We start from the raw sequence: 23,306 nt of genomic DNA, 5'->3' as shown, positions 1-23,306 counted from the left end.
TTGATGGTCAAGGCATGACTGTCAATGAAGGGCGAGCTGCAGTGATGCGCCTGGCCACTGCAATTGCCTGGCGTGAGGGTGCGAAAGTAGAGATCGTCATGTGGGGTGGTGGTAGCCATCCACATCGAGTAGGCATGCTTCGCAACAATGCCTTTACCGAGTTTTTTTCTGACGAGAATCTCCACTCCCCTCAAAGCGATGAAGCCCGCAAAGCAATGGCCTACTATCGCGAAGGGCTGTCACTCAGCAATCCCTTCTACTCGTTTCTCGGATTCTACAAAGCGTTTGCCCGCTCTTTACCTATTGGCCGAGAACGAGGGCCGTGGATCCAGCAAGCCCTCCCGGTATTAACGGACAGAGACTCAATTGCCCGTCGTGATGAGTTGCAGGCTCTTGCCACCGACATTTCCAACTACCTAGCAACACAAGGCCGCCATGCTATCGCCCATGCCGAACGCGACGATATCGTAGATCCTGATGACCCGGATGATCACCAGCGAATTCACATGGACAAGCCACTGATGAGACATCTTGCTGAGCTCGCTATGGAGGAGCGTCTTGAGGTGCCAGCACGATGGGAATTTGAACGGGAGCACCTGTATGAGCTCGAAGGATTTCGTACTCTGTTTGACCAGGAGCAGTTGGACAGCCTGAAGCGGGGTGAGCTCGCTCCGAACCGGCAATGCGAAATTCCTGATGAGTTTTACGTACTCGCACGCAAAGGAAAGTCATGCGCTCCCCTTGGAAATATGCGCCTTGTATCCGCTGGCATGGATGACGGGAAGGTAGGTGTTTGTCTGGAGTCGGCCAACGGTCGAGTGGCGTTTATTTTCTGGATGGATTTCAGAAACGAGCGTCTCCTAATAGATCCTCTAGCGGGCTGTGGCTTACTAAATGAGCGGCGTGATAGCAGAAGTGACATACAGTCGGAGCTGTCTCTGCAGGAGTTTAAATTCGCCTTGTACTGCAATGCGTCGGTGGAAATCTGGGCTTCAAACCTGCAGCAGCGCTTGGGTAAATCAGAGCCTTTCATACTAGAGAATGCCATGCCAGACTTGGCGGGCCACCGGCGGATCATAGACGAGCTCAAAGCCATCTTGGAGAGAATGCCCCCTGAAGAGGGCTAACGTTCCGTGGAAGCGGCAAAGCTAAGCCTCTCTTGTCGGATGGGCTATCAAGGTCGTCAAGATTGGTGAAAAAAACCTTAAAGTCGTAGTCAACCCAAATCAAACGGCCAATGCTGATCATGCCCTCTGAGGCAGCACCAGATGATGAAGATTAGTGCAAGCAATAAATCTGACCTGAGGCACGACTCTCACCCCGGAAAGGTAAACCAAGGCCCCTCCTCATTCGCCGACGAGCTTGACATGAATTGGCATAAGAGGCCGGAATATCGCCTAATGCTCTTTAATATCAATACCAAGGTTGAATCTGGTGATGCTACCGACAATGTGCGAAGATTAATCTGCAGGGCTGGTTTCCACGATTCCACTGCTATGACCAGCCATATGCAGACTCATGAAAGCCAATAATACTTTATATGTAGGGAAGCATGACATTATATTGAGCTCACTATCGCCTCAGTCTTGTTGAAGACTCCGGTGTATTTGACAACCCTTTCAAACTTGTTCCGCGCACTCCTGTGTCGATGTCTCCCGTGACTCATAAATTATGTGGCGAATGGTTCCAGGATACTCACCAGATCGACTATCGAAGCAGAGCTATATTTTGTACAGGGGATATCAAGCAGGCGAAGACATATCTATCCTCTGAAAATGTTCTGATTGAAGTATGGCCGTTAGGATCATATCGACTCTGTTTCAGTGAGCGAATTAGAGATTTATTCGAACATCTGAAATGCGTTTTTTTCCAAGGAGACTCTAATTCTTCGGAGGAAGTACGCATGGAGCTTGATAGTTTAGACTATCAGTCTTATATCGATGGGGGACTTCATATCGCCGAGAACTCAGGGTGCGAAGTCATGATTATTGCCGACTCTTACGGCTATAGATTCGTGAAGGATTACTCATAATATGGGACAAGTAACTGAATGCCCGCTTCGGATTTTTTTGGCCCGCATGGATCTGTTGGTGATTGGCGACTTCCATTTCGATTCAATTCTGACAGGCGGCGGCACTAACATTACCGCAAAGTATCGCAACGGCGATGTCTTAGCAGTAGCGAAATTCTTCTTCATGGGGCCAAGCCCCGTTGCGCATAAAAAACTCAGGAATGAGATTGACCTTCAGATGCGGGGGTGGGAGCTAACCAAGGTCACGCCCAAGATCTACCGAGAGTTCCATTCGACAGACGGCTTTGTCAGAAGCTATCTCATGGAGCATATCACGGGAGTAACGTTTACAGATGCGATCCCTGAAGCTGGCTATTCAACCACATTGGAAGTGGCTGCAGCTTTCTTTCGAGTCTGCTGGGCATACCACCACACGTTCATGGGAGTTGTACATGGAGACCTCCATCCCGGAAATATAATATTTGAATCCGGTTTAGAAGACTGGCTGACCCGAAGACCAGAATTTCCCGAAGTTAGAATTCTCGATTTAGGAGCATCAATCTCACCGTACGACTTCGGATATCCCGAGTCCTTGAAGAAGACATGTGGGATGACTTTCACAGGCGGTACGCAGGTTCATTCTATAGCCTCGCCCCCGAGTTTTTGACTGCTGATTATTACAAAAGCATTGCTCATGCGGGCGTATTTGACAGCTGGGGACTTGGTCTGCTCCTACATAAAATGGCAACTGGAAAGCTCCTTCAAATTGCTGATTCACTTGGGGAATATGTAGAGCTAATCCACTCCGGCAGTCTGCAACACCAGCTTGATCGTCAGATTGATGAAAACTGCCAAGACTACCATCTTGACTTTTTAATCAAGGCTATGCTGAGAGTAAAAACCGGTGATCGAATGCCTTTGCATGTTGCTACTTCATATGCAGGCCTACTCTACAACAATGATCCGTGCTTATTAGACAAGAGACATTCAGATCTTGAAGATTTTGTTAGGCAGGGGTGTGATCCTGAAGCAGGACTGCCGCCCCACGAACGGTCAAACTCTCCCTACTGAGGGCTGGCTGCCGCAGGCTTGAAATTAACTACTAATAAATTTGGATAATATGCGCCAAAACTACTCGCGTATATTTGCCCGGCGCATTCGTCCAACCTACACTAAATACTCAACATTGGATCTTGGTAGCAGCCTCCAACACGCAAGTGAAGCGCGTAGGTCGACTGGCGAAGACGGGGGCTGGATATCGATTAACAACAGCGACCTGTGTCCGAAAGGGCTTTTCTCAATAGCCCCTCTCCCCAAAAGCTCTATCTGGCCAAGGCCTCACCAACTGTACAAGCGGAGCGCGCATGCCAAGACGGCGGAAGGCGTGAAGCTGGAAGCCCGGAGGGCCGAGACCGGAGGAACTCGGTTTACGACAGCTGGCCCTGGAAGGGCGCGCACAACACGTATGCAGGGTGCTCGAGTAGTCAGACTTCCCAAGCCTCCCCTGTTTCTTCGCGGATGTCGACATCACTCGTTAGGCACATTGCGGATATTTTACAATCAATTCTTTGCCTTCACCACTAACGACGTTATTGAGATAGCTGCTCGCCAGCTTTTGACGACCGGCTTATCGGTACGACGAATTTCACCACACACGTTGGTGCCCAAAGAGAATCCAAAATGCAGCAACTGCATCATAAGCAATCAGTCCAGCAACGACAAAGACTGCAGTAGCTCATATAGCCCCTCCGGCACCAGTACGCCTTCACGGTTTAAACTTGCGCTGTCCCGCCAGACGGCGCGGAAGGTTTCGCCGTCGCTTTCTCGCCCTTCCAACCAAGGCTTTTCATACAGGGTGGAGTCTTCAAATTCAGCGTCGTAAACCTGTACAACTTCGTGCCCTGGCTCACCTAAATATGTGAATATACTTTCCAAAGTACCCAACAGGCGGGGATTTGCGATCGGCAGGTTGAGCTCCTCGCGGATTTCCCTGGTAATGGCATCAATGCTCTTCTCACCGAACTCAACACCACCGCCTAGCGGGCGGAACAGCAACTGACGCTTCATCGGGTCGTGAAACGGATTGACTAAAATCTTGCCCCGGTGGTTAAAAACACAAATTGCAAGGTGTCGTATACGGGGTTCTGACATGGTTCGACGGCTCAGATGTGATGGGCGGGGTATCTTAAGCGCTCATGGCCTACAGCGTAACCGGCATCTTGGGTCGTTAACCGTCACTATGGCGATAACCTTTCCACAGAAGTCATACCGCCGCACTTGCGTTCGATCTGTAACACTAGGCAAAAGCTAATGCCATCAGCACCAGACGCACTATTGACGCTCCGGCGAGGTAACAATGCCGTGTAGCCCAGTCCGCCCTGAATAGAGCTGATCACCCAGCAGTGGCTCGGCCATTAACCGAAGCATTTTATGCATTATGCGAGGAGAAAGCTTGAGAATAGGCATCCCGATGGACAACCCGGCGCGACCACTCGTACCCGATGCGGTAAAATCTAGGCGGATGTCCCATCAGCTTCATAGTGAGTTTTCAATGACCAACTGTGCGAATTCATCGAGCTGATGGATTCCCCCGTTACTGCTTCGATCTAGATGAAATCCCAATATCCCCGTCGCTCTAGGGCCATCCCTGTCACACCTGGGCGAATCCCCAACCATCAATACACGCCCTACTCCGTCCCTGAAAAGGTGTCCTGCTCGAACTCAAACACCCAGGAGCGGGGCTCACCGTTGAACAGATGTAGTGGTCAACTGATCCCGGACATGACGTTAAGGTTTTTCTCGTACTGAGCGGGCGACAATCCATCATTGAACTGGTGTGCCCGAATCCAGTTGTTATGCGTAGCCTCTTTCACCAACGCTGCATCGGCGAATCTTCTACGGCCAACATTTGATTGTGAGAGGCATTCATAAATGAAGCGCCTCAACCATCGCAGCAAGCAGCAGGCAGACGCTAACCACAGCGGTAAGCCGTAATCGCATCGGAAGGTACCAGGCAGGCAAGCTTATAACCCGCAAGAGCAGTCTGTCCTGCCAGAAGTGGACAACAAAGCCGATGACCAACAGCAAGCAACCCAATGGCATTGGCAGTAACGTGGCAATCCAGGCAATAAGTGCAGGAATGACACTCCAGATGAACCGGCCGCTGCGCTGCTCGGCTTTCATGTCTTGCGCGGTCATGGCGAAGCCCCAGTGCAAGGCGCCGACGAAGCTCAGGATGACGGCTCCATAGTTAACAAGCGCAATCGCAAACAGCGGCCGATAGTCGCTAGAGAACGGGATCAGCAGCGCCAGAGAAATAAACGGCAAAAGGCCGCCATAACCCAGCAGGCTGACGTGCTTTGGCAGAGAGGTTGAAGGCAATGCGTTCATTTGTATTTGTATTCCTTGCAGTGAGCGACACTCAAGACTGTAGGCTCAAAAGCCACGTTTGAGCGAGATATTGATGGCAGTTGGGCCGCATGACCTAAGACCTAAGACCTGAGCTGTTTCAAATCCCCGCCTTTTTACCCGGTCTTCAGGGTAACCCCATATCGTGATTGAGCCGATGGGCAAATTGAACGAGATCCTGCATCGGCCCCCTGCCCGGCTGAGGCCTTCCGAAAGCGCGCAGCCTATTGCTATGTTAAATAATGTTATATAAAAATTAACTTAACATTATCTGATCGTTGGCAGATCATCTCTCCAACACCCATGACGCCATGACAAAAATACAATGCAGGACGGGAACGAAGATCCCCGTATTGAGACCCGGCGACGTTGCGCCATGCTGCCCTCGCTCTGAGAATTAGCCAACTGATCAATCTCCTGCAAGCATTGAAGCGCAGGACCTCCTAAAACAAAAATAATAGGACATACCCATGCATAGACTCATTTCACGTCCCACGATCGGGCTGTTGTTTTCTATGGCCTTACTCGGCTCTGCCGTCAGTGCCGCGCCGTTACCCGCTGCGACCGAGGGCGACTGGGTTGCACCGCAGTTCACCTTCCATACCGGTGAAAAACTCGCCAACCTCAAACTGCACTACATCACCCTTGGCAATCCCAAAAATCCCGCCATCCTCTTTCTGCACGGCACCTATCGGCCAGGCAGCGATATGCTGAGCAAGGATTTTGGCGGGGAGCTGTTTGGCCCTGGTCAACCGCTGGACGCCAGCAAGTACTACATCATTTCCACCGATGGCATCGGCGTGGGCCAGTCCAGCAAACCATCGGATGGCTTGCGCACTCGGTTTCCGGCGTACAACTACAACGACATGGTTAAAGCCCAGTATCGGTTGGTCACCGAAGGTCTGGGTATCAAGCACCTGAGGCTGATCATCGGTAACTCCATGGGCGGCATGCAAACCTGGATGTGGGGCCAGAACTGGCCGCAGATGATGGACGCATTGGTGCCCATGGCGTCCCAACCCACCGAAATGTCATCCCGCAACTGGATGATGCGCCGCTTGCTGGTCGAGTCGATCAAGCAAGACCCGGCCTGGAACAACGGCAACTACAGCGCGCAACCGCCGTCCCTACGCTTGGCCAACGCGATGTTCAGCGTCGCTACCAGTGGCGGTACCCTGGCGTATCAGGCGACTGCCCCGACCCGCGCCCAAGCTGACAAGCTGGTGGATGAACGCCTCAGCGCTGCACAAACCGGCGACGCCAATGACTTCATCTACCAATGGCAATCTTCCGCCGACTTCAACGCAGCCCCCGGTCTGAAAAAAATCCAGGCGCCGGTGCTGGCCATCAATTCGGCGGACGATGAGCGCATCCCGCCGGAAACTGGCCTGATGGAGGCGTCGATGAAAGAGCTCAAGCACGCACGGCTATTACTTATCCCCGCCAGCGCCGACACCCGTGGTCACGGCACCACGAGCATGGCGAAGTTCTATAGCAAGGAACTCGGGCAGTTCATGCGCGAGACTGAAAAGGCGAAATAAACCCACCCGCTCACCCGGCCAAACGTTTTCAACAAGACGGCTTCAGCTCAAAAGTCCGCCACCTTGCCCCAGGCGGACGTTTGAAAGCGGTCCGGATGATAAGGACGCGGATCAACAATGGGGCTCACACCGCTGACAATATCGGCAATAAGATGACCCGCGCCCGGGCCAATACCAAAGCCATGCCCGCTGAACCCGGCCGCGATCACCAACCCCGGCAGGCTGGCCATTTCGCCAATACCGGGAACGCCGTCCGGCGTACTGTCCACGTAACCGGCCCACGACGCCTTGATCGACGTACCCTGCAGTGCCGGCACCAATTCCACCGCGCGTTTGTAAGTCAGCGCAACCGCGGAGGCGTCAGCGCTTGGGTCGAGAATGCGCATTCTCTCCATCGGCGTGGGCTGGTCCAGGCGCCAGCGCTTCAAGCTTTCGTGGCCTGCTTGCCAGCCTTCCAGCCCCCCAGGCGCAAGGTTGCGCCAGCGGCGCTGAAACATTGGCAGGAATTGTGTAGAGAACCTCAGCAACTGCGGCGTGATATCGACTCGCCCCCGGCCACTGATCGCCAGCGTGTAACTGCCATCAAAGCGGCGGGTCATGGACGCGCCGGTGGTATGCAGCGCACTGGGAATTTCCTGGCTCGGGGCGGTGACCGAAAGTACGGTCTGACGAATCGTCGCTTGCGGGAAGCGAATACCATACTGGCGGCAGAACGAAGATGCCCAGGCGCCTGCGGCAAGCACCGCGAGCCGGGTGCGGATGGTGCCTTTTTCGGTGACCACTGCCGACAAGCGACCACCTTCGGTCTCGACGCCTCGCACGGCGCAATCCTGATGCACGCTACTGCCCAGTGCCATGATGGCGCGCGCGACTGCGGGGGCTGCGCGGGAAGGGTCGGCAATGCCATCGGTGGGCGCAAACACCCCGCCTTTCCAAGGCTTGCCCGTCGCCCTGCCCCGTTCGGCGGCCTGCTCGGCGGTGAGCATCTGGGTCTGCACGTTGACAGTGCGCGCAAACTCGCCCCAGCGCGCCCACCCTTCCAGCTCCTGGTCGTTGTTACTCAGGTAGAGCAAGCCGCAACGTGTAAAGCCGGTCTGTTCACCGGATTGCTCGGCGAATTGCTCCCACAGTTCCAGGCTTTTGGTGGCCATCGGCAGTTCACGCGCATCGCGATTCTGTTGGCGGCACCAGCCCCAGTTACGGCTTGACTGCTCGGCGCCTATGCGGCCCTTTTCAACCAGCGCGACCTTCATGCCGCGCCTGGCAAGGTAATAGGCGGTAAACGCGCCGATGATACCGCCGCCGATCACAACCACATCGGCCTGCGCCGGCAGATCTGCAGAGGTATGCACGGGAGTTAAAGGTGCTGGCATGTTCTGGTTATCCACCTGAGTTCAGAAGAGTGACGTGTTGCTAGAGCCCGATCCGGCCTGCCCACCGATACGGCGCCAACCACTGTGGTGTGTACCGGGCATCTGGCCATAAAGGGCTTATTACAGCACCGTGAGGCCGTCAATAAGCGCTTAAACGCAGGGCTACATGGTAGAAACCACCGTTTAAACGGCACGCCTCGGCAGACTTTATCGAGGCGCCGGGTATGCCCCACGGGGCGAGCTGGAGGATCGACCCTTCCTCGCCCTGCCCCTCACATCAAAAAAACGGACCTTTTCAACGCAAAGGCGTCCAACCTGGGTATCGCTACCACCGATCAGCCTCATAAGCCCTCGACCCAGGACAACCCATGACCTTCTTCATTTTCCTTCTAGCCTGCTGCGCCGCCGGAGCAACCGGCATCATCTTCAAGCCGGGAGCCTGGTACGAATCTCTTGAAAAGCCGAGCTTCACGCCGCCTGACTGGGCGTTTCCGGTGGCGTGGACGACGATTTATCTGCTTCTCGCCTGGGCAGGCTATCGCCTGACGCTGATCCCCGGCAGCGAGGTCGTGCTGGCCCTGTGGGCGGCTCAAATTGCCCTGAATACGTTGTGGACGCCGGTATTTTTTGGCGCGAACCGCCTGGTTGCTGCGATGGTAATTCTGGTTCTGCTGTGGGTCGTGGTTGCCGCGATGATCGTAATGGCCTTGCAACTGGACATCATCACCGGGCTGATCCTGTTCCCTTACCTGGTCTGGCTCTCGGTAGCAGCGGCGCTGAACTTCTCCATTCTGCGCCATAACCGATAAGTACCTGGCGCTGACTGCCTTATGCGTTCCCGAAGAATATGTGCGGAATATCGATTAACTGAATTCTGTTCCGCTCATCTCGGCATTCATAAGGCGCTACAGCGCGTAGCGACGACAATGCTCAAGGTAGCCTTGCTCGTGGCTACCGACCAGTTGAACGACGCTCGACCATAGCCAGGAGGGAGCGTCCAAGGTCTCGGACCGATTGCTTTGCAGATCCCTGATCCACGCCGCACGTGTGGCCAGGTCCATCTGTCTGGCATGGGCGTTACCAACCACTTTTGCGAGATATGCTGCGGCCTGCATGGCCTCTTGCTCAGTGAGCTCATCCAGTTCCAGCTTCATGTCCTGGGGAAGCAGCTCACGTATGAAGAACGAATGATCCAGCATTCGCACGGCAACCATTCGGCTGCCCAGGCCGGGCGACAGGTTGCGGGCGCCCTCCACTACCCGTTTGCCATTGTCTCTGGGCATGCGAGCCCTCGCCGTACGTGGGGCCGCTGCTGCGACGGCTTCCTTGACGTCTAGTAGGCAGAACTCTTCATCCTCTTCATCGCCAACCCCCATCAGCACTGCGTAGCGAAGCAGCCCCAGAGAGCTGCATCCTTTTACCCAATAGGCGGAGTCAAGCAAGCGCACACGGTCATCCTGGGACCTGCCTTTAAGCGATGTCACCAGCGCATGAATCTCCGGCGTCTCACAAAGCGCCTTGATCGCATCGCGTTCCGCACGCGACAGTTGCCAGAAATGCTTGCCCAGCGGAATGGTCGGTTGCGTACCTTCGAAGCGTTCCTTGGCCAGATGCTTCCACGTGCGTTGCACCGCGCTACGCATTCCAGCTTTGACTTGCGCAGGACGATCGGGCTCTTCATCGTCGTCGCCCATAAACGCTTCTTCGTAGCCCTGCATCATCTCTTCCAGCATTCTTGCAGTGGTGACACCGGGTAGATCCGAGCCACGAGCAGCCGTCGCTAACGACAATCCCAGCCTCACCAGATCATGGGCAGGATTGCCGATGACGGCTTGATCGAGGTCGCGGATATGCATGTCGATGCGCCCTCTCGAGTCCCCCGTGGGCCCCAGATTGCCGGCATGACAGTCTCCGCAGATCCAGACCGGCGGACCGCTGGGCAGACGTCTGCCTGACTGACTGTGAAGCCACTCATAGAACTGGGCGGTATTGCCTCGCACGAACGCGTGCGCAGACCGCGCCATCTTTAAATTGCGCAAGTTGATGAGGGATTTGAGACGGGTGTCGGGGCGAGGCGTTTTCATTGGAAAACCTTGAAGAGGGTTATTCCATTGACTCGGTATGTGACACGAATGTTTCAAGATATTTCGCATCTGGTCGCTATTCGTCTTCAGCGTCGAGACCAGACTCAAATCACTCTCATGCGCTTCGGCCCCGCAAACTGACGAGGTCAACCCGTAAACAAGAGAAAAGCAAAGGAAAGCAGCGTGTATTCCCGGCCCAAATGGTCCAGACGACCAGACCGGGAATACACCTGCACAAGCCCGTTAAAGCTTGAACTGCGCAACCATGGTGTTGAACGAAGTCGCCAGCCGTGACAGTTCCTGACTGGATGCGCTCGTTTGATTGGCGCCTGCCGCCGACTGGGCACTCAGCTCCTGAATGTTGACCAGGTTGCGATCCACTTCGCGTGCGACCTGGGCCTGCTCTTCGGACGCCGAGGCAATCACCATGTTGCGCTCGTTGATCATCCCCACGCCGCTGGTGATTTTTTCCAGCGCACTGCCGGCGCGCTGCGCGAGTTCCTGGGTGTTGGTGGCCGTTGCCAGGCTTTTGCTCATGGCCGCGACCGCACCGTCGGCGCCGGACTGCACAGTACCGATCATGCCTTCGATTTCCACCGTTGAAGCCTGAGTGCGGTGTGCAAGCGCGCGCACTTCGTCGGCTACTACGGCAAACCCTCTGCCTTGTTCGCCGGCGCGTGCTGCCTCGATGGCGGCGTTCAGCGCCAGCAGGTTGGTCTGTTCGGCGATGCTGCGGATGACCTCGAGCACTTTGCTGATATCCCGGACGTGGCCGGCGAGTGTTGTCACAGACCCTGTCGACTCGGTAATTTCGCTGACCATCGTGCCGATGCCCTTAACGGTGTCATTTACCTGGCCACGACCGTTAGCGGCGTCGGTTGCCAGTGTTTTGGACTCCTCCGACGTAGATACCGCATTGCGGGCTACCTCTTCCACGGCAGCAGTCATTTCGTTCACCGCCGTTGCAGCCTGCTGAATCTCGTCATTTTGCCGAGTAAGGCCGCGGGTGCTTTCTTCAGTGACTGCGCCAAGCTCTTCGGCAGCGGAGGCAAGCTGATCGGACGCGCTGGAAATCTCCTGAATCGTTCGTTTCAAATTGCCCTGCATCGTGCCGATCGCATTGAGCAGATGCCCCGCTTCATCGCCTCGGGTGCTGGAAACGCTCTGGGTCAGGTCACCCGATGCAATACGTTGTGCAACTTCGATAGCGCTTCTCAGTGGTCCGGTAATCATGCGAGTGATCACAATACCCAACATGATCGCCACCACAAACGCGATGACAATACCCGCGGTCAGCATGAATACCGAGGTGCTTTGCAACCTGTCAGCGGCCTCTGCCCCCTCTTTGATCTGGCGCTTGTTGGAGTCGATCATGATCTGTAGATAGCCGCGAGCCTTGTTGAACTCTCCTTCCGCCAGTGCGTTGAGGCGATTGCGCGCGTCTTCCAGTTTGCCTGCCTGCTGCAGGTCAAAGATGTTCTGGGAAGCAGACATGTAGGCCGGCATCAAGGCGTCGTACTGGTCACCCGCTGCGCGTTCATCGTCCTCCAACGGAGTCGCGCGGTAGATGGCATAGACTTTCTGCGCACGCTCCAGCTCGCCGTTGATGCTTTGGCGCATTTTCTCAGCCGTGGCCTTATCCTTGGCATCAAGCAAACGGTAAAGCCCGCGGTTATGAGTGGTCAGGGCGGTCATCGTCTCGTTGGTGTTGGCCACTGAAACCAGGTTATTCGAGAATGTCAGCTCAAGGGCATCGGAAAGCCGGTTGATACCGAGCATCCCCAAACCACCCACAGCCAATGTGATCATGGCGCAAACGATGAACGCGGCCATGAGTTTTTTAGCGAAACTGGTGCGATTTATCATGTTCATTGATTATCCATCATCTTTAAGTAAGGGGTCACTTCTGTCCGAGAGCCCTACTGCACTAGAGGCAAGTAGTTACACGTGGATTTTGCGCACGTTTGCTATAAGCGGTTCGTTGCACTACAGAAATGGTCAGCCATTTCTGCGCCAGAGTGGAACCTGCCGATAACAACAAGTAACGGTGCCGCTGTGTAGTGGCTATCTGCCGTCAAGTCGTGAGCTTTACAGGCCGCAAGGCTGGGGAGTGCTGTTCATGGCACTCTAACCTTTCGCGATCCCTGACTTTATCGGCATGGATTGGATTTTATGAACAGGCCTAGGGTGGAACGGACTAAAAAAGTGGTGATTAGATGAACGCGGGCACTGCTGCGCTGGGTGCGTTCAGTGGAATCCAGAGAGGAAACGTATCGAAATGCGAAGTACTCTCTCTGGTGCTTATCCCTGTCCGGGCGCATGCCGCCATGGCGGATTACACTGTTTTATCAAGGTCTGCGGAACAAACGTTTAAGCCTCTCATGACCATCATCGACATAAGTAAAGATAACGGGCACTACCAACAGGCTTAGTACGGTCGAGGCCAATAGTCCGCCGATGACGACCACCGCCATCGGCTGGCGGAAGCCTGATTCGCCACCCCATCCCAGTGCGGTCGGCAACATGCCCGCGCCCATTGCGATGGTGGTCATCAGGATCGGCCGGGCGCGTTTGTGGCAGGCGTCGATCAACGCGTCATAGCGGCTCACGGTCGGTGCACGGCGGGCCATGATTGCGTATTCCACCAGCAGGATCGAGTTCTTGGTCACGATCCCCATCAGCATCAGCAAACCGATGACCGACGCCATGGAAAAACTCATCCCGCCGATCAACAGTGCCAACAGTGCGCCGCCCAACGATAGAGGCAGCGCCGAGAGGATTGTCAGCGGCTGCATAAAGTCATGGAACAACAGCACCAGTACCGCGTATATACAGAACACGCCGACGGCCATCGCCAGGCTGAAGTTGCCAAACAACTCGCTCATCAACTGCAACTCGCCCTGCTCCACCAGTTTTACTTGCGCTGGCAGGTTCTGCATGACCGGCAACTGCCTGGCCTGCTCCATCACTTCGCCCAGGTTGCTGCCATTGAGTTCGATGGACAGCGTGATATTGCGCAAGCGATCGATACGATCAATCTGCGCGGGGCCGCTGCCCATGCTGAGCTCGCCCAGCGACGCCAGTGCTATCTGGCCATCACGCCCGGTGACCCTTAACTGACCGAGGCTTTGCAGATCGGTGCGCACTTGCGGCTGCATGCGCACCCGCACATTGACCTGGCGCTGGGACAGATTGATCTTGCCCAGGGACGAGCTGTATTCGCCATAGGTGGCCATGCGCAGAGTGTCGGCGATGTCCTGGCTACTGATGCCCTGCTCTGCCGCGCGGACAACATCCGGGCGCATCTGGATTTCCGGCCGTTGTACCGCAGCACTTGAGGTGACGTTGCCGATGCCTTTTATCTGGCGTAACTGCGGTTCAAGCGCGGCGGCAGTCCGCTCCAGCAAATCGCCATCATCGCTGGCAAGGACGATGTCCAGCCGTTCGCCGCTGGCGTCACCGCCGACCGTCACCCGCACACCAGGCAAGCTGCGCAGACTTTCACGCATGCTCGCTTCCACCTGGGATTGTTTCAGTGCGCGCTGGTCACGCGGCAGCAAATCGACGGTCAGTTTCGCATCGCGATCACCTGCACCGCCCGTTTCGCCGCTGCCGGCCGCGATGAACACGTGGGCCACTTCAGGAATCGCGCGTAAACGCTTTTCAGCCTGCAAGGCAACCTCACCGGTCTGAGCCAGACTGCTGCCGGGCGGCAGTTCCAGGCTGACGGTGCTGCTGGCAATGTCCTGGGCAGGCAGAAAGCTGGTCGGCAGCAACGGGATCAGCGCCAGCGAGCCGATAAACAAAGCACCAACAATGGCCATGGTGGTCTTGCGGCGGCTCAGGCTGGTGTGAATCCAGCCCAGGTAACGTCTCATCAAACCGCTGTCATGCTCGCCATGCGGACGTGGCTTGAGTAAATACGCCGCCATCATCGGCGTCAGAAGACGGGCGACCAGCAACGAAAACATCAACGCAGCGCTGGCCGTCACACCGAACTGGCGAAACAGTTTGCCGGAAATCCCGCCCATGAAAGCGGTCGGCAGGAATACCGCGACCAGGGTCACGGTGGTTGCCAATACCGCAAGGCCGATCTCGTCGGACGCCTCAATCGCGGCCTGTCGCGGGGTTTTGCCCATGCGCAGGTGTCGCGCAATGTTTTCGACCTCAACAATGGCATCGTCGACCAGAATGCCGATTACCAGCGCCAGCGCCAGCAGCGAAACGGTATTGAGGCTAAAGCCGGCAAAATACATCACGCCGAAGGTCGGGATGATCGACAAAGGCAGTGCCGTGGCCACGATAATCGTCGCCCGCCAGTCACGCAGGAACCACCAGACCACCAAAACCGCCAGTAACATCCCTTCGTAGAGCAGGGCCATGGAGCCGCGATAGTTTTCCATCACCGGCTCGACGGCATTACTCGCCTCTTCGATACGCACATCAGGGTGTTGTATGGCGAACTCATTGACTGCCTGACGCAAATCCCTGGTCACGCCGACGTCGGAAAAACCCAGGGAGCGGATGACCTGAAAGCCAATCACCGGTTTGCCGTCGCGATACGCCAGGGTGTTGCGCTCGGCATGGGTGTCACGCACCGTTGCCAGTTGCTGCACTGCGAGCATTCGTCCATCGCTGACGGGAATGCGGATGGCGCCCAGCGCCGCCGGGTCGTCAATGCCGCCCAGGACACGCAACGCCTGTTGACCGCTGCCCAGATCGCCCTGGCCGCCAGAATTGTCTTTCTGCATAGCCCGCAAACGATCCGCGATGTCGGTCACACTCAGACCCAGGCCGGCCATTAACGCCGGATCAAGGTCAACCTGGACTTCGCGGTCCACACCGCCCACGCGGCTGATCTTTGCGACACCACGTACGGTCAGCAGCTGCTTGCTCAACTCATTGTCGACAAACCATGACAACGCTTCTTCGTCCATCCGTGGCGCATCGACCACATAGGTCAGCAACGCCGTGGTATTGGTGGTCAGGCGGGTTACCGATGGCGTGTCGAGGTTGGCGGGCAATTCAGCCGCAGCGCTGTCCACCGCATTGCGTACTTCGTTGAGGGCTTCGTTGCCATCCTTGTCGATGTCGAAGATGACATTGATGAGGACGCTACCTTCGGTAATTTGCGTGGTGACATGCTTGAGCAGGCGCAACGAGGTCAGCTGGTCTTCGAGCTTGCGCGCGACTTCGGTTTCCAGTTGTTCGGGGGCGGCCCCTTCCAGCGAGGCACTGATGACCACTGCAGGCAGATCGGTGTCGGGAAAGTCCTGAATACCGAGGCGCTCGAACCCGAGGAAACCAAACAGGGTCAGCAGTAAAAACAGCATGACCGCCGGGACCGGGTAACGAATCGACAGCGCGGAGATATTCATTGCGCACTGGCCTCGGCGTTGACCAGTGTCACGCTGGCCCCGTCATTGAGAAAGGCCCCACCGCTGCGGACGATCTGTGCCTGCTCTGCCAGGCCGCCGAGGATTTCCAGCGCCGATCCACGACGTCTTCCGACCTCGACCACCTGTTGGCTGACGCGCATGTCCTTGCCCAGCACAAACACATAAGAGCGCCCGTCGCGCAGGATCACGCTGGTGTCCGGAACCGTCAGCGCCGGGCTGGACGGCAGTTCGATGCGACCGCTGGCGTACATGCCGGCGCGCGCCACAGACCCCACCGGCAGGGAGACATAGACCAGCGCCCTGCTGGTCTTGCTGTCGAGCATTGGCGAGACCAGCCGCACGCGCCCCTGCACCTCAATACCACCGGGCAGCGCCACACGGGCGAGCTGACCGGCCTTAACGCCTGGCAGTTGCTGGGCATCCAGTTCCGCCTGCCACTCGATGCGGCCATCGCGGATCATCCTGAACATTTCACTGCCCGCCGATACCACATCGCCAAGCAAGGCCTTGCGCCCGGAGATAATCCCGTCATCCACCGCGACGATGCGCGTCTGCGCAAGCTTGATCCGGATGCTGCGCAGATCGGCATTCGCCGAGGCCAGGTCAGCTTCGGCGGTCTGCACCTTGACCCGGTACTCTTCCAGTTTCTGCTCGGACAGGGCGCCGCTCTGCCCTACCGAGGCCGCCCGCCTGGCATTGGAGCGGGCTTCCTGCAGTTGCGCAGTGGCCTGGGCGGCCGCCGACTTCTGCTTGTTTTCCTCGGCCAGCACGCTGTCATCGGCCAGGGTCGCCAAAACCTGGCCCTTCTTCACCTGATCGCCGATATCAGCCTTCAGGCTGGCGATACGCAAGCTTCCGGTCTCTGCACTGATCACGGCTTCCTGCCACGGCGCAAGCGCACCACTGGCCACCCGTTCCTGCGGCCAGTCTTCGCGGCGCGGTTGCACTGCCTCCACCGTCAGGCTGGTGGCCGGCGGCGCCGCAGCGGCCGGGGGCGGCTCTGCGCGGCCAGACAATAGCCAGCCCGAAACGCCCAACACCGCCAGCGTCAGCAGCCCATAAACGTGTATCTTCCTCATACGCCGCCCCGCTTCGGTGTTTCACCGGCCAAACCTTCGCGACTGTCCTGCCACCCACCGCCCAGGGCCTTGTACAGGGCAATCCAGTAGCGAACCTGATTTTGTTGCACGGTGATCAATTCGATTTCTGCCGACAGCGCCGAGCGTCGAGCCTCTTCGCGGTCCAGCAGGCTGGCATTGCCGGCCTGCCAGTTGCGGTCTGTGGCCTGGAACGACGCTTCATAACCCTCACTGGCCCGTTGCGTACTGGCTTGCGAACGCCGCGCCGCGTCCAGGCGCACCAGCGCCTGCTCGACCTCCATTACCGCTGTGCGCAGGGTTTGCCGGTAGGTCGCCAGCGCCGAGTCATAATCTGCCCGCGCCGAGTCCACTGCCGCCCGGCGCTTGCCTGCGTCGAACAGCGGAACAGTCAGTTGCGGGCCGAGGCTCCATTCGCGGCTGAATACTCCGGTGGTGGTCCCCACCTCGAACGAGCCAACCAGGCTCAGGCTGGGCAGACGATCAGCCTGGGCAGCGCCGATCTTCGCATTCGCGGCGGCCAGTTCGCGTTCGCTGGACGCCAGGTCCGGGCGCTGGCGCAACAGGTTGGCAGGTATTTCCCGAACATCCAGCAACGCAGGCTGCGGCAGTCTCGCCGGATTATGGCTGAGCACTTCTCGTACCTGTTCCTCGTCGCTGCCGGTCAGCTCCACCAGGCTCTTGAGCAGCACATCGCACTCGCCTTGCTGTTTGATGAGGGTCGCATTACTGGATGCCGCACTGGCGTCGCTCAACGATGAGTCGGCTGCTGCGGTAAACCCGGCCTGAAACGATACGCGAGTCAGGCGTGCGGTCTGCTCCTGGGATTGCGCCTGATCACGGTAAGCGTTCACCAGCATCTGGCAGCCGCGGTACTGCACAAAGTCATCACCGACCTCGGCGGCCAGCGATACACGAGCGTCATGCCAGTCATTGACACGTGCCTCGAGCAGATTGCGCGACGCCTCGTCGGTGCGTCGCAGTTTGCCGAACAGGTCCAGTTCCCAGGATGCATCGAGGGTTGCCCCGGAGGTCTTACCGCTCTGGCGCACCCCGCTCTGCCTGATGCCGGCGCGTGACTTGCTCACGCCGCCGCTTACTTGCGGCAGCCGGTCGGCAACGCTGCCGTCCAGCGTCGCGCGTGCCTGGGCAATGCGTGCCAGAGCCTTATCGAGAGACGGGCTGTCTGCCTGTGCCATACGCAGCAGGGTTGCCAGTGCCGGGTCATTGAACTGTTGCCACCAATCCTGCAGTCCGACCATCGACGCGCCATGGGGCAGCGGCGCATGCCACTGGCTGGCAACCTTCACCGCAGGCAATTGGTAGTCCGGGCCTAATGTACAGCCACTCAGCAATGAGACCAGAAGCGTCGACAACAGGAAGTGGCCAGCAGGTTTGCCAATAGACATAAAGCTCTCGAAGATTCCGGAACAGTGGCGTCTTGAGAAAGGAAGCAACGGGGCAAGAATCCGGACGATCAGGAGCGTTGTCGCAAGGTTTCTTACAGCGCCATAAATCCCTTTCGTAGCATGCATTTAACGCCTGAGACCGCAGGAAGTCTGTCGTGGAATACGGGGACAGTCCCACGGCGATAAGTTGGCGATCACCCTGAGGTTCTTACAGAATCGGGCTCTGCTCGAAGCGAGTATCAATGAATCCGTACCTGTGCCACCAAGGGATCGACTATGGAAGAGTTAAGCAATCTCAAGAAACTGGAGTCGAATGCGCGCACCTACGCAGCGACCTTCCAGCAGCTGTTTGTCAGCGGCAAAGGCATGCGAGTCAAGGACGCCAACGGCCAGGAATACCTTGACTGCCTGTCCAACGCTGGCACGCTTGCATTGGGTCATAACCCACCGGTGGTCCGTGAAGCGGTGATCGAATTTCTGAACAGTGATCATCTGCAGCAGGCCCTTGACCTGGCCACACCGGCCAAGCACGCCTTCGTCGAAGAACTGTTCGCAACGTTGCCTGCCAGCATGCGTGACAACAGCAAAATCCTGTTCTGCGGCCCCAGCGGCTCAGACGCGGTCGAAGCCGCAATCAAACTGGCCCGTCATTACACCCAGCGCTCGCCGCTGATGTCTTTCCACGGGGGTTATCACGGCATGACCGCTGGTGCGTTGTCGGCCATGGGCAACCTCAACCCCAAGGCAGGCCTGCTGGCCCAGGGCACCCACTTCCTGCCCTTCCCCTATCGCTTCCGCTGCCCGTTCGGCACCGATGGTGGACATACTGACCGCCTCTCCATCGAGTACATCCGCACTGTACTCAGTGACCCGGAGAGCGGCGTGCCCAAACCGGCGGCGGTGGTGGTCGAAGTGATCCAGGGCGAAGGCGGCTGCATCGCAGCATCGGCCGAGTGGCTGCGCGCCGTGCGGGAGATCACCCATGAGCTCGGGATCTTGCTGATTATCGATGAAGTGCAAACCGGCCTCGGACGTACCGGCAACCTGTTTGCCATCGAACACTCCGGGATAACGCCGGATATTCTGGTGCTGTCCAAGGCCATCGGTGGCGGTTACCCGATATCAGTGATCGTCTATGCCGAGCACCTGGATACATGGGGCCCTGGCATGCACGCAGGTACCTTCCGTGGCAACCAGGTGGCAATGGTGGCCGGGGCTGCGACCATGCGTCATATCAAGGAGCACGATCTGGTCGGCAATGCCACGCGCCGGGGTGAGCAATTGCACAGCGGGCTGGAGGACATCGCCCGGCAGTTTCCGTTTATAGGCGATGTTCGTGGTCGTGGCCTGATGCTCGGTGTGGAAATCGTCAAGCCGACCAACGGGTCACGTCCGGGGGCTGGCGATGGCGCGCGGGCGCGGGCGATCAAGCTGGAGTGCTTCAACAACGGCATGATCATCGAGACCGGTGGACGCAACAGTGCAGTCCTGCGCTTCCTGCCACCATTGAACATTACCGAGTCGGAAGTGGGCATGATCCTCGACCGCTTCGAACAGTCCCTCAAGAGCAGTAGCGCGGCTCGGGTTTCCAGTGTCAGCGCGGTAGGCTGAGTCCTCGCAACAGCTTGCCAGAGAGGCTGGCGCAGACGACAGCTACCCGTCGACTGCGCCAGTCTCGCGAGCAGCATTCCCCCCTTTGGCTTCCTGCCTGGATGTAATAAGCCGATCTTTGTGACTCCACCGGCAGCAAGCGCTTGTCAGTGCGCGGTCGCACGCACGCGCCCTTCTCCACTGGGCAGGACATCCCCCCTGTCAATCCCGTGCCAGTGCCTCGATCGGATCGAGCTGTGCCGCGTTACGTGCCGGTACGAAGCCGAACACGATGCCGATCAATGTCGAGCAGATGAACGCAGTGACAATCGAGCCCAGGGAGAACACCATCTGCCACTCCTTGACCAGCAGTGAAAACACATAGCCGATCACGAACGACAGGCTGATGCCGATGACCCCGCCAATCAGGCAGACCATCACCGCCTCCACCAGAAACTGCTGACGGATATCCGACTGGCGTGCCCCGACGGCCATGCGAATGCCGATCTCGCGCGTCCGTTCCGTGACCGACACCAGCATGATGTTCATCACCCCGATGCCGCCGACCGCCAGCGAGATCACCGCGATCAACGACAGCAACAGGGCCAGCGACTGACTGGTCTTCTGCACCGTTTGCATCACGCTGTCGAGGTTGTAGGTGAAGAAGTCTTTGGTCCCGTGCCGCTTTTGCAACAGCTTGTTGACGTTGTCCTCGACCACCTTGCTTGGCTGTCCGTCCTTGACCCGCACGGTGATGCCGTCCAGGTAGGTCTGACCCAGCAGGCGTCCGGAGGCGGTTTCGTAGGGCATCCAGATATTCAGGTTCTTGCTGGTGTCGAAGATGTTTTTCTTGTTCTCGGTCACGCCGATCACCGTACACGGCAGGTTACCCACCAGGATCACCTGGCCCAGCGGGTCGACCTTGGGACCGAACAGGCGAATCCGCGTGTTGTGATCGATCACCACCACCTGTGCCTGCCGCCGGGCGTCATCCTTGTTGAAGCCCACCCCCAGGCCCATCTTTGTGCCACGCACCTGGAAGTAGCTCGGGCTGACCCCGCTCACCGTCGCCGATACGTCGATATTGCGGTAGCGCACCAGCAGGTTGCGGCCGATATTCGGTGTGGCGCTGTCGATGTAGTACTCACTGCTCAATGCCGCCACATCGGACAGCGCCAGGGTCTGGATATCCATGGACTTGGTGTCGCCAAAGTCACTGCCTGGGAACACCTCGATGGTATTGCTGCCGATGGCCTGGATGTCCTTGAGCACATAGCGCTTGGCCCCTTCGCCGATCGCTACGATCGACACCACCGAGGTGATGCCGATGATGATCCCGAGCATGGTCAGCAGCGTGCGCATGCGATGCGAGATCAGCGCCACCCACGCCATGACGAAAGCTTCCTGGAACAGGCCGATGTTAGCCATCAGCCGGTTGCCCTGCCTGGGTTTGGTCGGCAGGCGCTCGGTGGTTTTTTCGTTGATTATCGGGCGATCGGTGTTGACCCGGTCGGCGATGATCTCGCCGTCACGCATCTCGATGATGCGCTCGGCGTGCGCTGCCACCTTCTCGTCGTGAGTCACCAAAATCACGGTGTGTCCGGCGCTGTTGAGCTCCAGGAGGATATTCATCACCTCCTTGCCGCTCACGCTGTCGAGGGCGCCAGTGGGTTCGTCGGCCAGAATGATCTCGCCGCCGTTCATCAAGGCCCGGGCGATACTCACCCGTTGCTGCTGGCCGCCTGACAACTGGCTTGGCCGATGCTCCAGATGCCCGGACAGGCCCAGACGCTCGAGCAGCTTCTGCGCGCGCTCCACGCGCATGCCCTTGCCGGTGCCTGCGTAGATGGCTGGCATTTCGACATTCTGGATCGCCGCCAGGTGCGGCAACAGGTGATAACGCTGGAAAATGAAACCGAAGTGATCGCGACGCAGCTCTGCCAGCTCATCATCGGTAAGCGTACCGGTTTCACGCCCGTCGACCTTGTAACTGCCGCTGTTGGGGTGGTCCAGACAGCCCAGCACGTTCATCAGCGTTGACTTGCCGGAACCCGAGGCCCCGGTAATGGCAACCAGTTCGCCGGCATTGATCGTGAGGTTGATGTCATTAAGCGCGATGAAGTCCTTTTCGCCGGCGACGAAACGACGGGTGACACCGTTGAGTTCCAGAAGAGCTCGACTCATGGTCAGGCCCCCGCTGCTGCTGGTGTAGCCGACGGTTCACCGATCACCACCTGGTCACCCTCGGCAAGGCCACTCTTGATCTCGACCCGCACGTTGTTGTTGATGCCGGTCTGCACATTGCGGCTCTGGGCCTGGCCCTGCGCGTCCACCACACGCACCGGGAAGCTGCCGTCGCCATTCTTGTCGCCCAGGGCCGCAACAGGGACAGTCAACACGTCCTTGGCCTTTTCACGCACGATATGCACTTGGGCGGTCATCGAAATACGCAGGCGGTGATCAGGGTTGGGGACGTCGAACAATGCGTTGTAGAACACCGCACTGTTCGGTTTGCTGGCGGTGCTGGATTGCGCATCAAGGAAGTTTTGCGGCGCTGGCTCCGTGCCTTTCAGCTTGGCGTAATAGCGTTTTTCGGCATCGCCGAGGATGGTGAAATACACCTCTTGCCCGGGGGTGATATGAATCACGTCGGCCTCGGAGACCTGAGCCTTGACGGTCATGGTGTCCAGATCCGCCAATTTGAGAATCACCGGTGTCAGTTGGCTGGCGATCACAGTCTGACCTTCCTGCGTCACGATACCCACCACATCACCACTGATCGGCGCGACGATACGGGTGTAGCCCAGGTTGATCCTGGCGGTCTCGATCTGGATTCTTGCGTCGCGCACCTGGGCTTCCAGCGACCGCAGGTTGGCACTCCGGACCTCGAAGTCCGATTGCGCCGTATCGAAGTCCTTTTGCGAGATCGCATCATCCGCACGCAGTTGCTTGTAGCGCTGGTAAATGGCTTTGGCGTCCTTGAGCTGTGCGACAGCCGCATCCTTCTGGGCGATCAGGTTCTGTTCGTTGACCTGCGACTGGCGCAGAGTGTTCTGCAGCACCACGGGATCGATTTCCGCCAGCCACTGACCCTGTTTGACCTTGTCGCCCAGATTGACCTTCAAAGACTTGAGCTGGCCCGAGACCTGCGCGCCGACGTCAACCTGCTTGATGCCCTGCAGCACCCCGCTGGCCAGCACCGAGTTTTCGATATCGGTGCGTTCGACCTTGGCAGTCAGGTACTCCGGAGCTTTTTCCGGGGACTGGACGCTGTAGGCAATACCCGCTGCCAGAACCAACAGCACGACAACGATGAGCACTTTGCGAAACTTCAACTTTTTCATAGAAAGCCACGAATGTGTTGAGGATTGACCCGGCGATCAGCCGCCGGGCT

16 protein-coding genes are annotated in these 23,306 nt (G+C 57.7%); 6 read left to right on the top strand and 10 right to left on the bottom strand.

Annotated features, from left to right (window positions below):
* Positions 1 to 14: 14 nt before the first annotated feature.
* The 3 genes from mauJ to AC54XV_RS13925 all read left to right on the top strand — a co-directional run bounded on the left by mauJ (position 15) and on the right by AC54XV_RS13925 (position 3,082).
* Entirely contained in the window at positions 15 to 1,127 is a 1,113-nt protein-coding gene (gene mauJ / locus AC54XV_RS13935; RefSeq protein WP_181426694.1) for a methylamine utilization protein MauJ, read from the top strand.
* A 906-nt stretch (positions 1,128 to 2,033) separates the two neighbouring features.
* Positions 2,034 to 2,678: an AarF/UbiB family protein gene (locus AC54XV_RS13930; protein WP_011267851.1), complete on the top strand. Its 645-nt coding sequence runs from the start codon at positions 2,034 to 2,036 to the stop codon at positions 2,676 to 2,678.
* Positions 2,675 to 3,082: a hypothetical protein gene (locus tag AC54XV_RS13925; RefSeq protein WP_011267850.1), complete on the top strand. Its 408-nt coding sequence runs from the start codon at positions 2,675 to 2,677 to the stop codon at positions 3,080 to 3,082. Before AC54XV_RS13930 ends, AC54XV_RS13925 begins: the two co-directional genes overlap by 4 nt.
* 633 nt (positions 3,083 to 3,715) lie before the next feature.
* Here the strand turns inward: AC54XV_RS13925 and AC54XV_RS13920 are convergent.
* Both AC54XV_RS13920 and AC54XV_RS13915 read right to left on the bottom strand, forming a co-directional pair.
* On the bottom strand, positions 3,716 to 4,162 hold the full coding sequence (locus tag AC54XV_RS13920) for an NUDIX hydrolase (protein WP_011267849.1): 447 nt from the start codon (positions 4,160 to 4,162) through the stop codon (positions 3,716 to 3,718).
* A 774-nt stretch (positions 4,163 to 4,936) separates the two neighbouring features.
* The gene (locus AC54XV_RS13915) at positions 4,937 to 5,401 is read right to left on the bottom strand and encodes a DUF3429 domain-containing protein (RefSeq protein ID WP_011267848.1); all 465 of its coding nucleotides are present in this window, start codon (positions 5,399 to 5,401) and stop codon (positions 4,937 to 4,939) included.
* Between the two features lie 488 nt (positions 5,402 to 5,889).
* Here AC54XV_RS13915 and AC54XV_RS13910 point away from each other — a divergent pair, with 488 nt between their 5' ends.
* Positions 5,890 to 6,960, top strand: coding sequence for an alpha/beta fold hydrolase (locus AC54XV_RS13910; RefSeq protein ID WP_011267847.1), 1,071 nt, complete (start codon positions 5,890 to 5,892; stop codon positions 6,958 to 6,960).
* A 47-nt stretch (positions 6,961 to 7,007) separates the two neighbouring features.
* On the opposite strand, the gene AC54XV_RS13905 is transcribed toward AC54XV_RS13910, so the two are convergent.
* Positions 7,008 to 8,333, bottom strand: a complete 1,326-nt coding sequence (locus AC54XV_RS13905; protein WP_011267846.1) for an NAD(P)/FAD-dependent oxidoreductase — start codon at positions 8,331 to 8,333, stop codon at positions 7,008 to 7,010.
* Positions 8,334 to 8,701: 368 nt separating this feature from the next.
* On the opposite strand from AC54XV_RS13905, the gene tspO reads away from it, so the two are divergent.
* Positions 8,702 to 9,142 (top strand): tryptophan-rich sensory protein TspO, encoded by a 441-nt coding sequence (gene tspO, locus AC54XV_RS13900; RefSeq protein ID WP_011267845.1) that lies wholly within the window; start codon positions 8,702 to 8,704, stop codon positions 9,140 to 9,142.
* A 96-nt stretch (positions 9,143 to 9,238) separates the two neighbouring features.
* Here tspO and AC54XV_RS13895 read toward each other — a convergent pair whose 3' ends face one another.
* From AC54XV_RS13895 to AC54XV_RS13875, 5 genes are all read right to left on the bottom strand, one after another.
* Positions 9,239 to 10,417, bottom strand: coding sequence for a DUF2252 domain-containing protein (locus AC54XV_RS13895; RefSeq protein WP_011267844.1), 1,179 nt, complete (start codon positions 10,415 to 10,417; stop codon positions 9,239 to 9,241).
* A gap of 243 nt (positions 10,418 to 10,660) precedes the next feature.
* Positions 10,661 to 12,289: a methyl-accepting chemotaxis protein gene (locus tag AC54XV_RS13890; protein ID WP_116894074.1), complete on the bottom strand. Its 1,629-nt coding sequence runs from the start codon at positions 12,287 to 12,289 to the stop codon at positions 10,661 to 10,663.
* Positions 12,290 to 12,765: 476 nt separating this feature from the next.
* Positions 12,766 to 15,795, bottom strand: a complete 3,030-nt coding sequence (locus tag AC54XV_RS13885; protein WP_480468023.1) for an efflux RND transporter permease subunit — start codon at positions 15,793 to 15,795, stop codon at positions 12,766 to 12,768.
* On the bottom strand, positions 15,792 to 16,895 hold the full coding sequence (locus tag AC54XV_RS13880; RefSeq protein WP_060405737.1) for an efflux RND transporter periplasmic adaptor subunit: 1,104 nt from the start codon (positions 16,893 to 16,895) through the stop codon (positions 15,792 to 15,794). The genes AC54XV_RS13885 and AC54XV_RS13880 overlap by 4 nt, the downstream gene beginning before the upstream one ends.
* Positions 16,892 to 18,322 carry an efflux transporter outer membrane subunit gene (locus AC54XV_RS13875; protein WP_024651665.1) on the bottom strand — a complete coding sequence of 477 codons (1,431 nt, stop codon included), beginning with the start codon at positions 18,320 to 18,322 and terminating at the stop codon, positions 16,892 to 16,894. Before AC54XV_RS13875 ends, AC54XV_RS13880 begins: the two co-directional genes overlap by 4 nt.
* Before the next feature lie 276 nt (positions 18,323 to 18,598).
* Here AC54XV_RS13875 and AC54XV_RS13870 point away from each other — a divergent pair, with 276 nt between their 5' ends.
* Complete coding sequence (locus AC54XV_RS13870; protein WP_058822425.1) at positions 18,599 to 19,933, top strand: diaminobutyrate--2-oxoglutarate transaminase family protein; 1,335 nt, start codon at positions 18,599 to 18,601, stop codon at positions 19,931 to 19,933.
* Positions 19,934 to 20,134: 201 nt separating this feature from the next.
* Here AC54XV_RS13870 and AC54XV_RS13865 read toward each other — a convergent pair whose 3' ends face one another.
* Both AC54XV_RS13865 and macA read right to left on the bottom strand, forming a co-directional pair.
* Positions 20,135 to 22,096, bottom strand: a complete 1,962-nt coding sequence (locus AC54XV_RS13865; protein ID WP_011267827.1) for a MacB family efflux pump subunit — start codon at positions 22,094 to 22,096, stop codon at positions 20,135 to 20,137.
* 2 nt (positions 22,097 to 22,098) lie between these two features.
* On the bottom strand, positions 22,099 to 23,256 hold the full coding sequence (macA, locus tag AC54XV_RS13860; RefSeq protein ID WP_011267826.1) for a macrolide transporter subunit MacA: 1,158 nt from the start codon (positions 23,254 to 23,256) through the stop codon (positions 22,099 to 22,101).
* Positions 23,257 to 23,306 lie beyond the last annotated feature (50 nt).

This window comes from Pseudomonas fragariae (ex Marin et al. 2024) (assembly GCF_059621105.1).
The sequence above is the reverse complement of the archived record's forward strand: the minus strand, read 5'-3'. Positions and strand labels throughout refer to the sequence as shown.

What these genes read in the sequence shown, in the direction of transcription:
- mauJ (WP_181426694.1), top strand. Translation starts at nt 15, where the DNA reads ATGACTGTCAATGAAGGGCGAGCTGCAGTGATGCGCCTGGCCACTGCA.
- AC54XV_RS13930 (WP_011267851.1), top strand. Translation starts at nt 2,034, where the DNA reads ATGGGACAAGTAACTGAATGCCCGCTTCGGATTTTTTTGGCCCGCATG.
- AC54XV_RS13920 (WP_011267849.1), bottom strand. Translation starts at nt 4,162, where the DNA reads ATGTCAGAACCCCGTATACGACACCTTGCAATTTGTGTTTTTAACCAC.
- AC54XV_RS13915 (WP_011267848.1), bottom strand. Translation starts at nt 5,401, where the DNA reads ATGAACGCATTGCCTTCAACCTCTCTGCCAAAGCACGTCAGCCTGCTG.
- AC54XV_RS13910 (WP_011267847.1), top strand. Translation starts at nt 5,890, where the DNA reads ATGCATAGACTCATTTCACGTCCCACGATCGGGCTGTTGTTTTCTATG.
- AC54XV_RS13905 (WP_011267846.1), bottom strand. Translation starts at nt 8,333, where the DNA reads ATGCCAGCACCTTTAACTCCCGTGCATACCTCTGCAGATCTGCCGGCG.
- tspO (WP_011267845.1), top strand. Translation starts at nt 8,702, where the DNA reads ATGACCTTCTTCATTTTCCTTCTAGCCTGCTGCGCCGCCGGAGCAACC.
- AC54XV_RS13895 (WP_011267844.1), bottom strand. Translation starts at nt 10,417, where the DNA reads ATGAAAACGCCTCGCCCCGACACCCGTCTCAAATCCCTCATCAACTTG.
- AC54XV_RS13890 (WP_116894074.1), bottom strand. Translation starts at nt 12,289, where the DNA reads ATGAACATGATAAATCGCACCAGTTTCGCTAAAAAACTCATGGCCGCG.
- AC54XV_RS13885 (WP_480468023.1), bottom strand. Translation starts at nt 15,795, where the DNA reads ATGAATATCTCCGCGCTGTCGATTCGTTACCCGGTCCCGGCGGTCATG.
- AC54XV_RS13880 (WP_060405737.1), bottom strand. Translation starts at nt 16,895, where the DNA reads ATGAGGAAGATACACGTTTATGGGCTGCTGACGCTGGCGGTGTTGGGC.
- AC54XV_RS13875 (WP_024651665.1), bottom strand. Translation starts at nt 18,322, where the DNA reads ATGTCTATTGGCAAACCTGCTGGCCACTTCCTGTTGTCGACGCTTCTG.
- AC54XV_RS13870 (WP_058822425.1), top strand. Translation starts at nt 18,599, where the DNA reads ATGGAAGAGTTAAGCAATCTCAAGAAACTGGAGTCGAATGCGCGCACC.
- AC54XV_RS13865 (WP_011267827.1), bottom strand. Translation starts at nt 22,096, where the DNA reads ATGAGTCGAGCTCTTCTGGAACTCAACGGTGTCACCCGTCGTTTCGTC.
- macA (WP_011267826.1), bottom strand. Translation starts at nt 23,256, where the DNA reads ATGAAAAAGTTGAAGTTTCGCAAAGTGCTCATCGTTGTCGTGCTGTTG.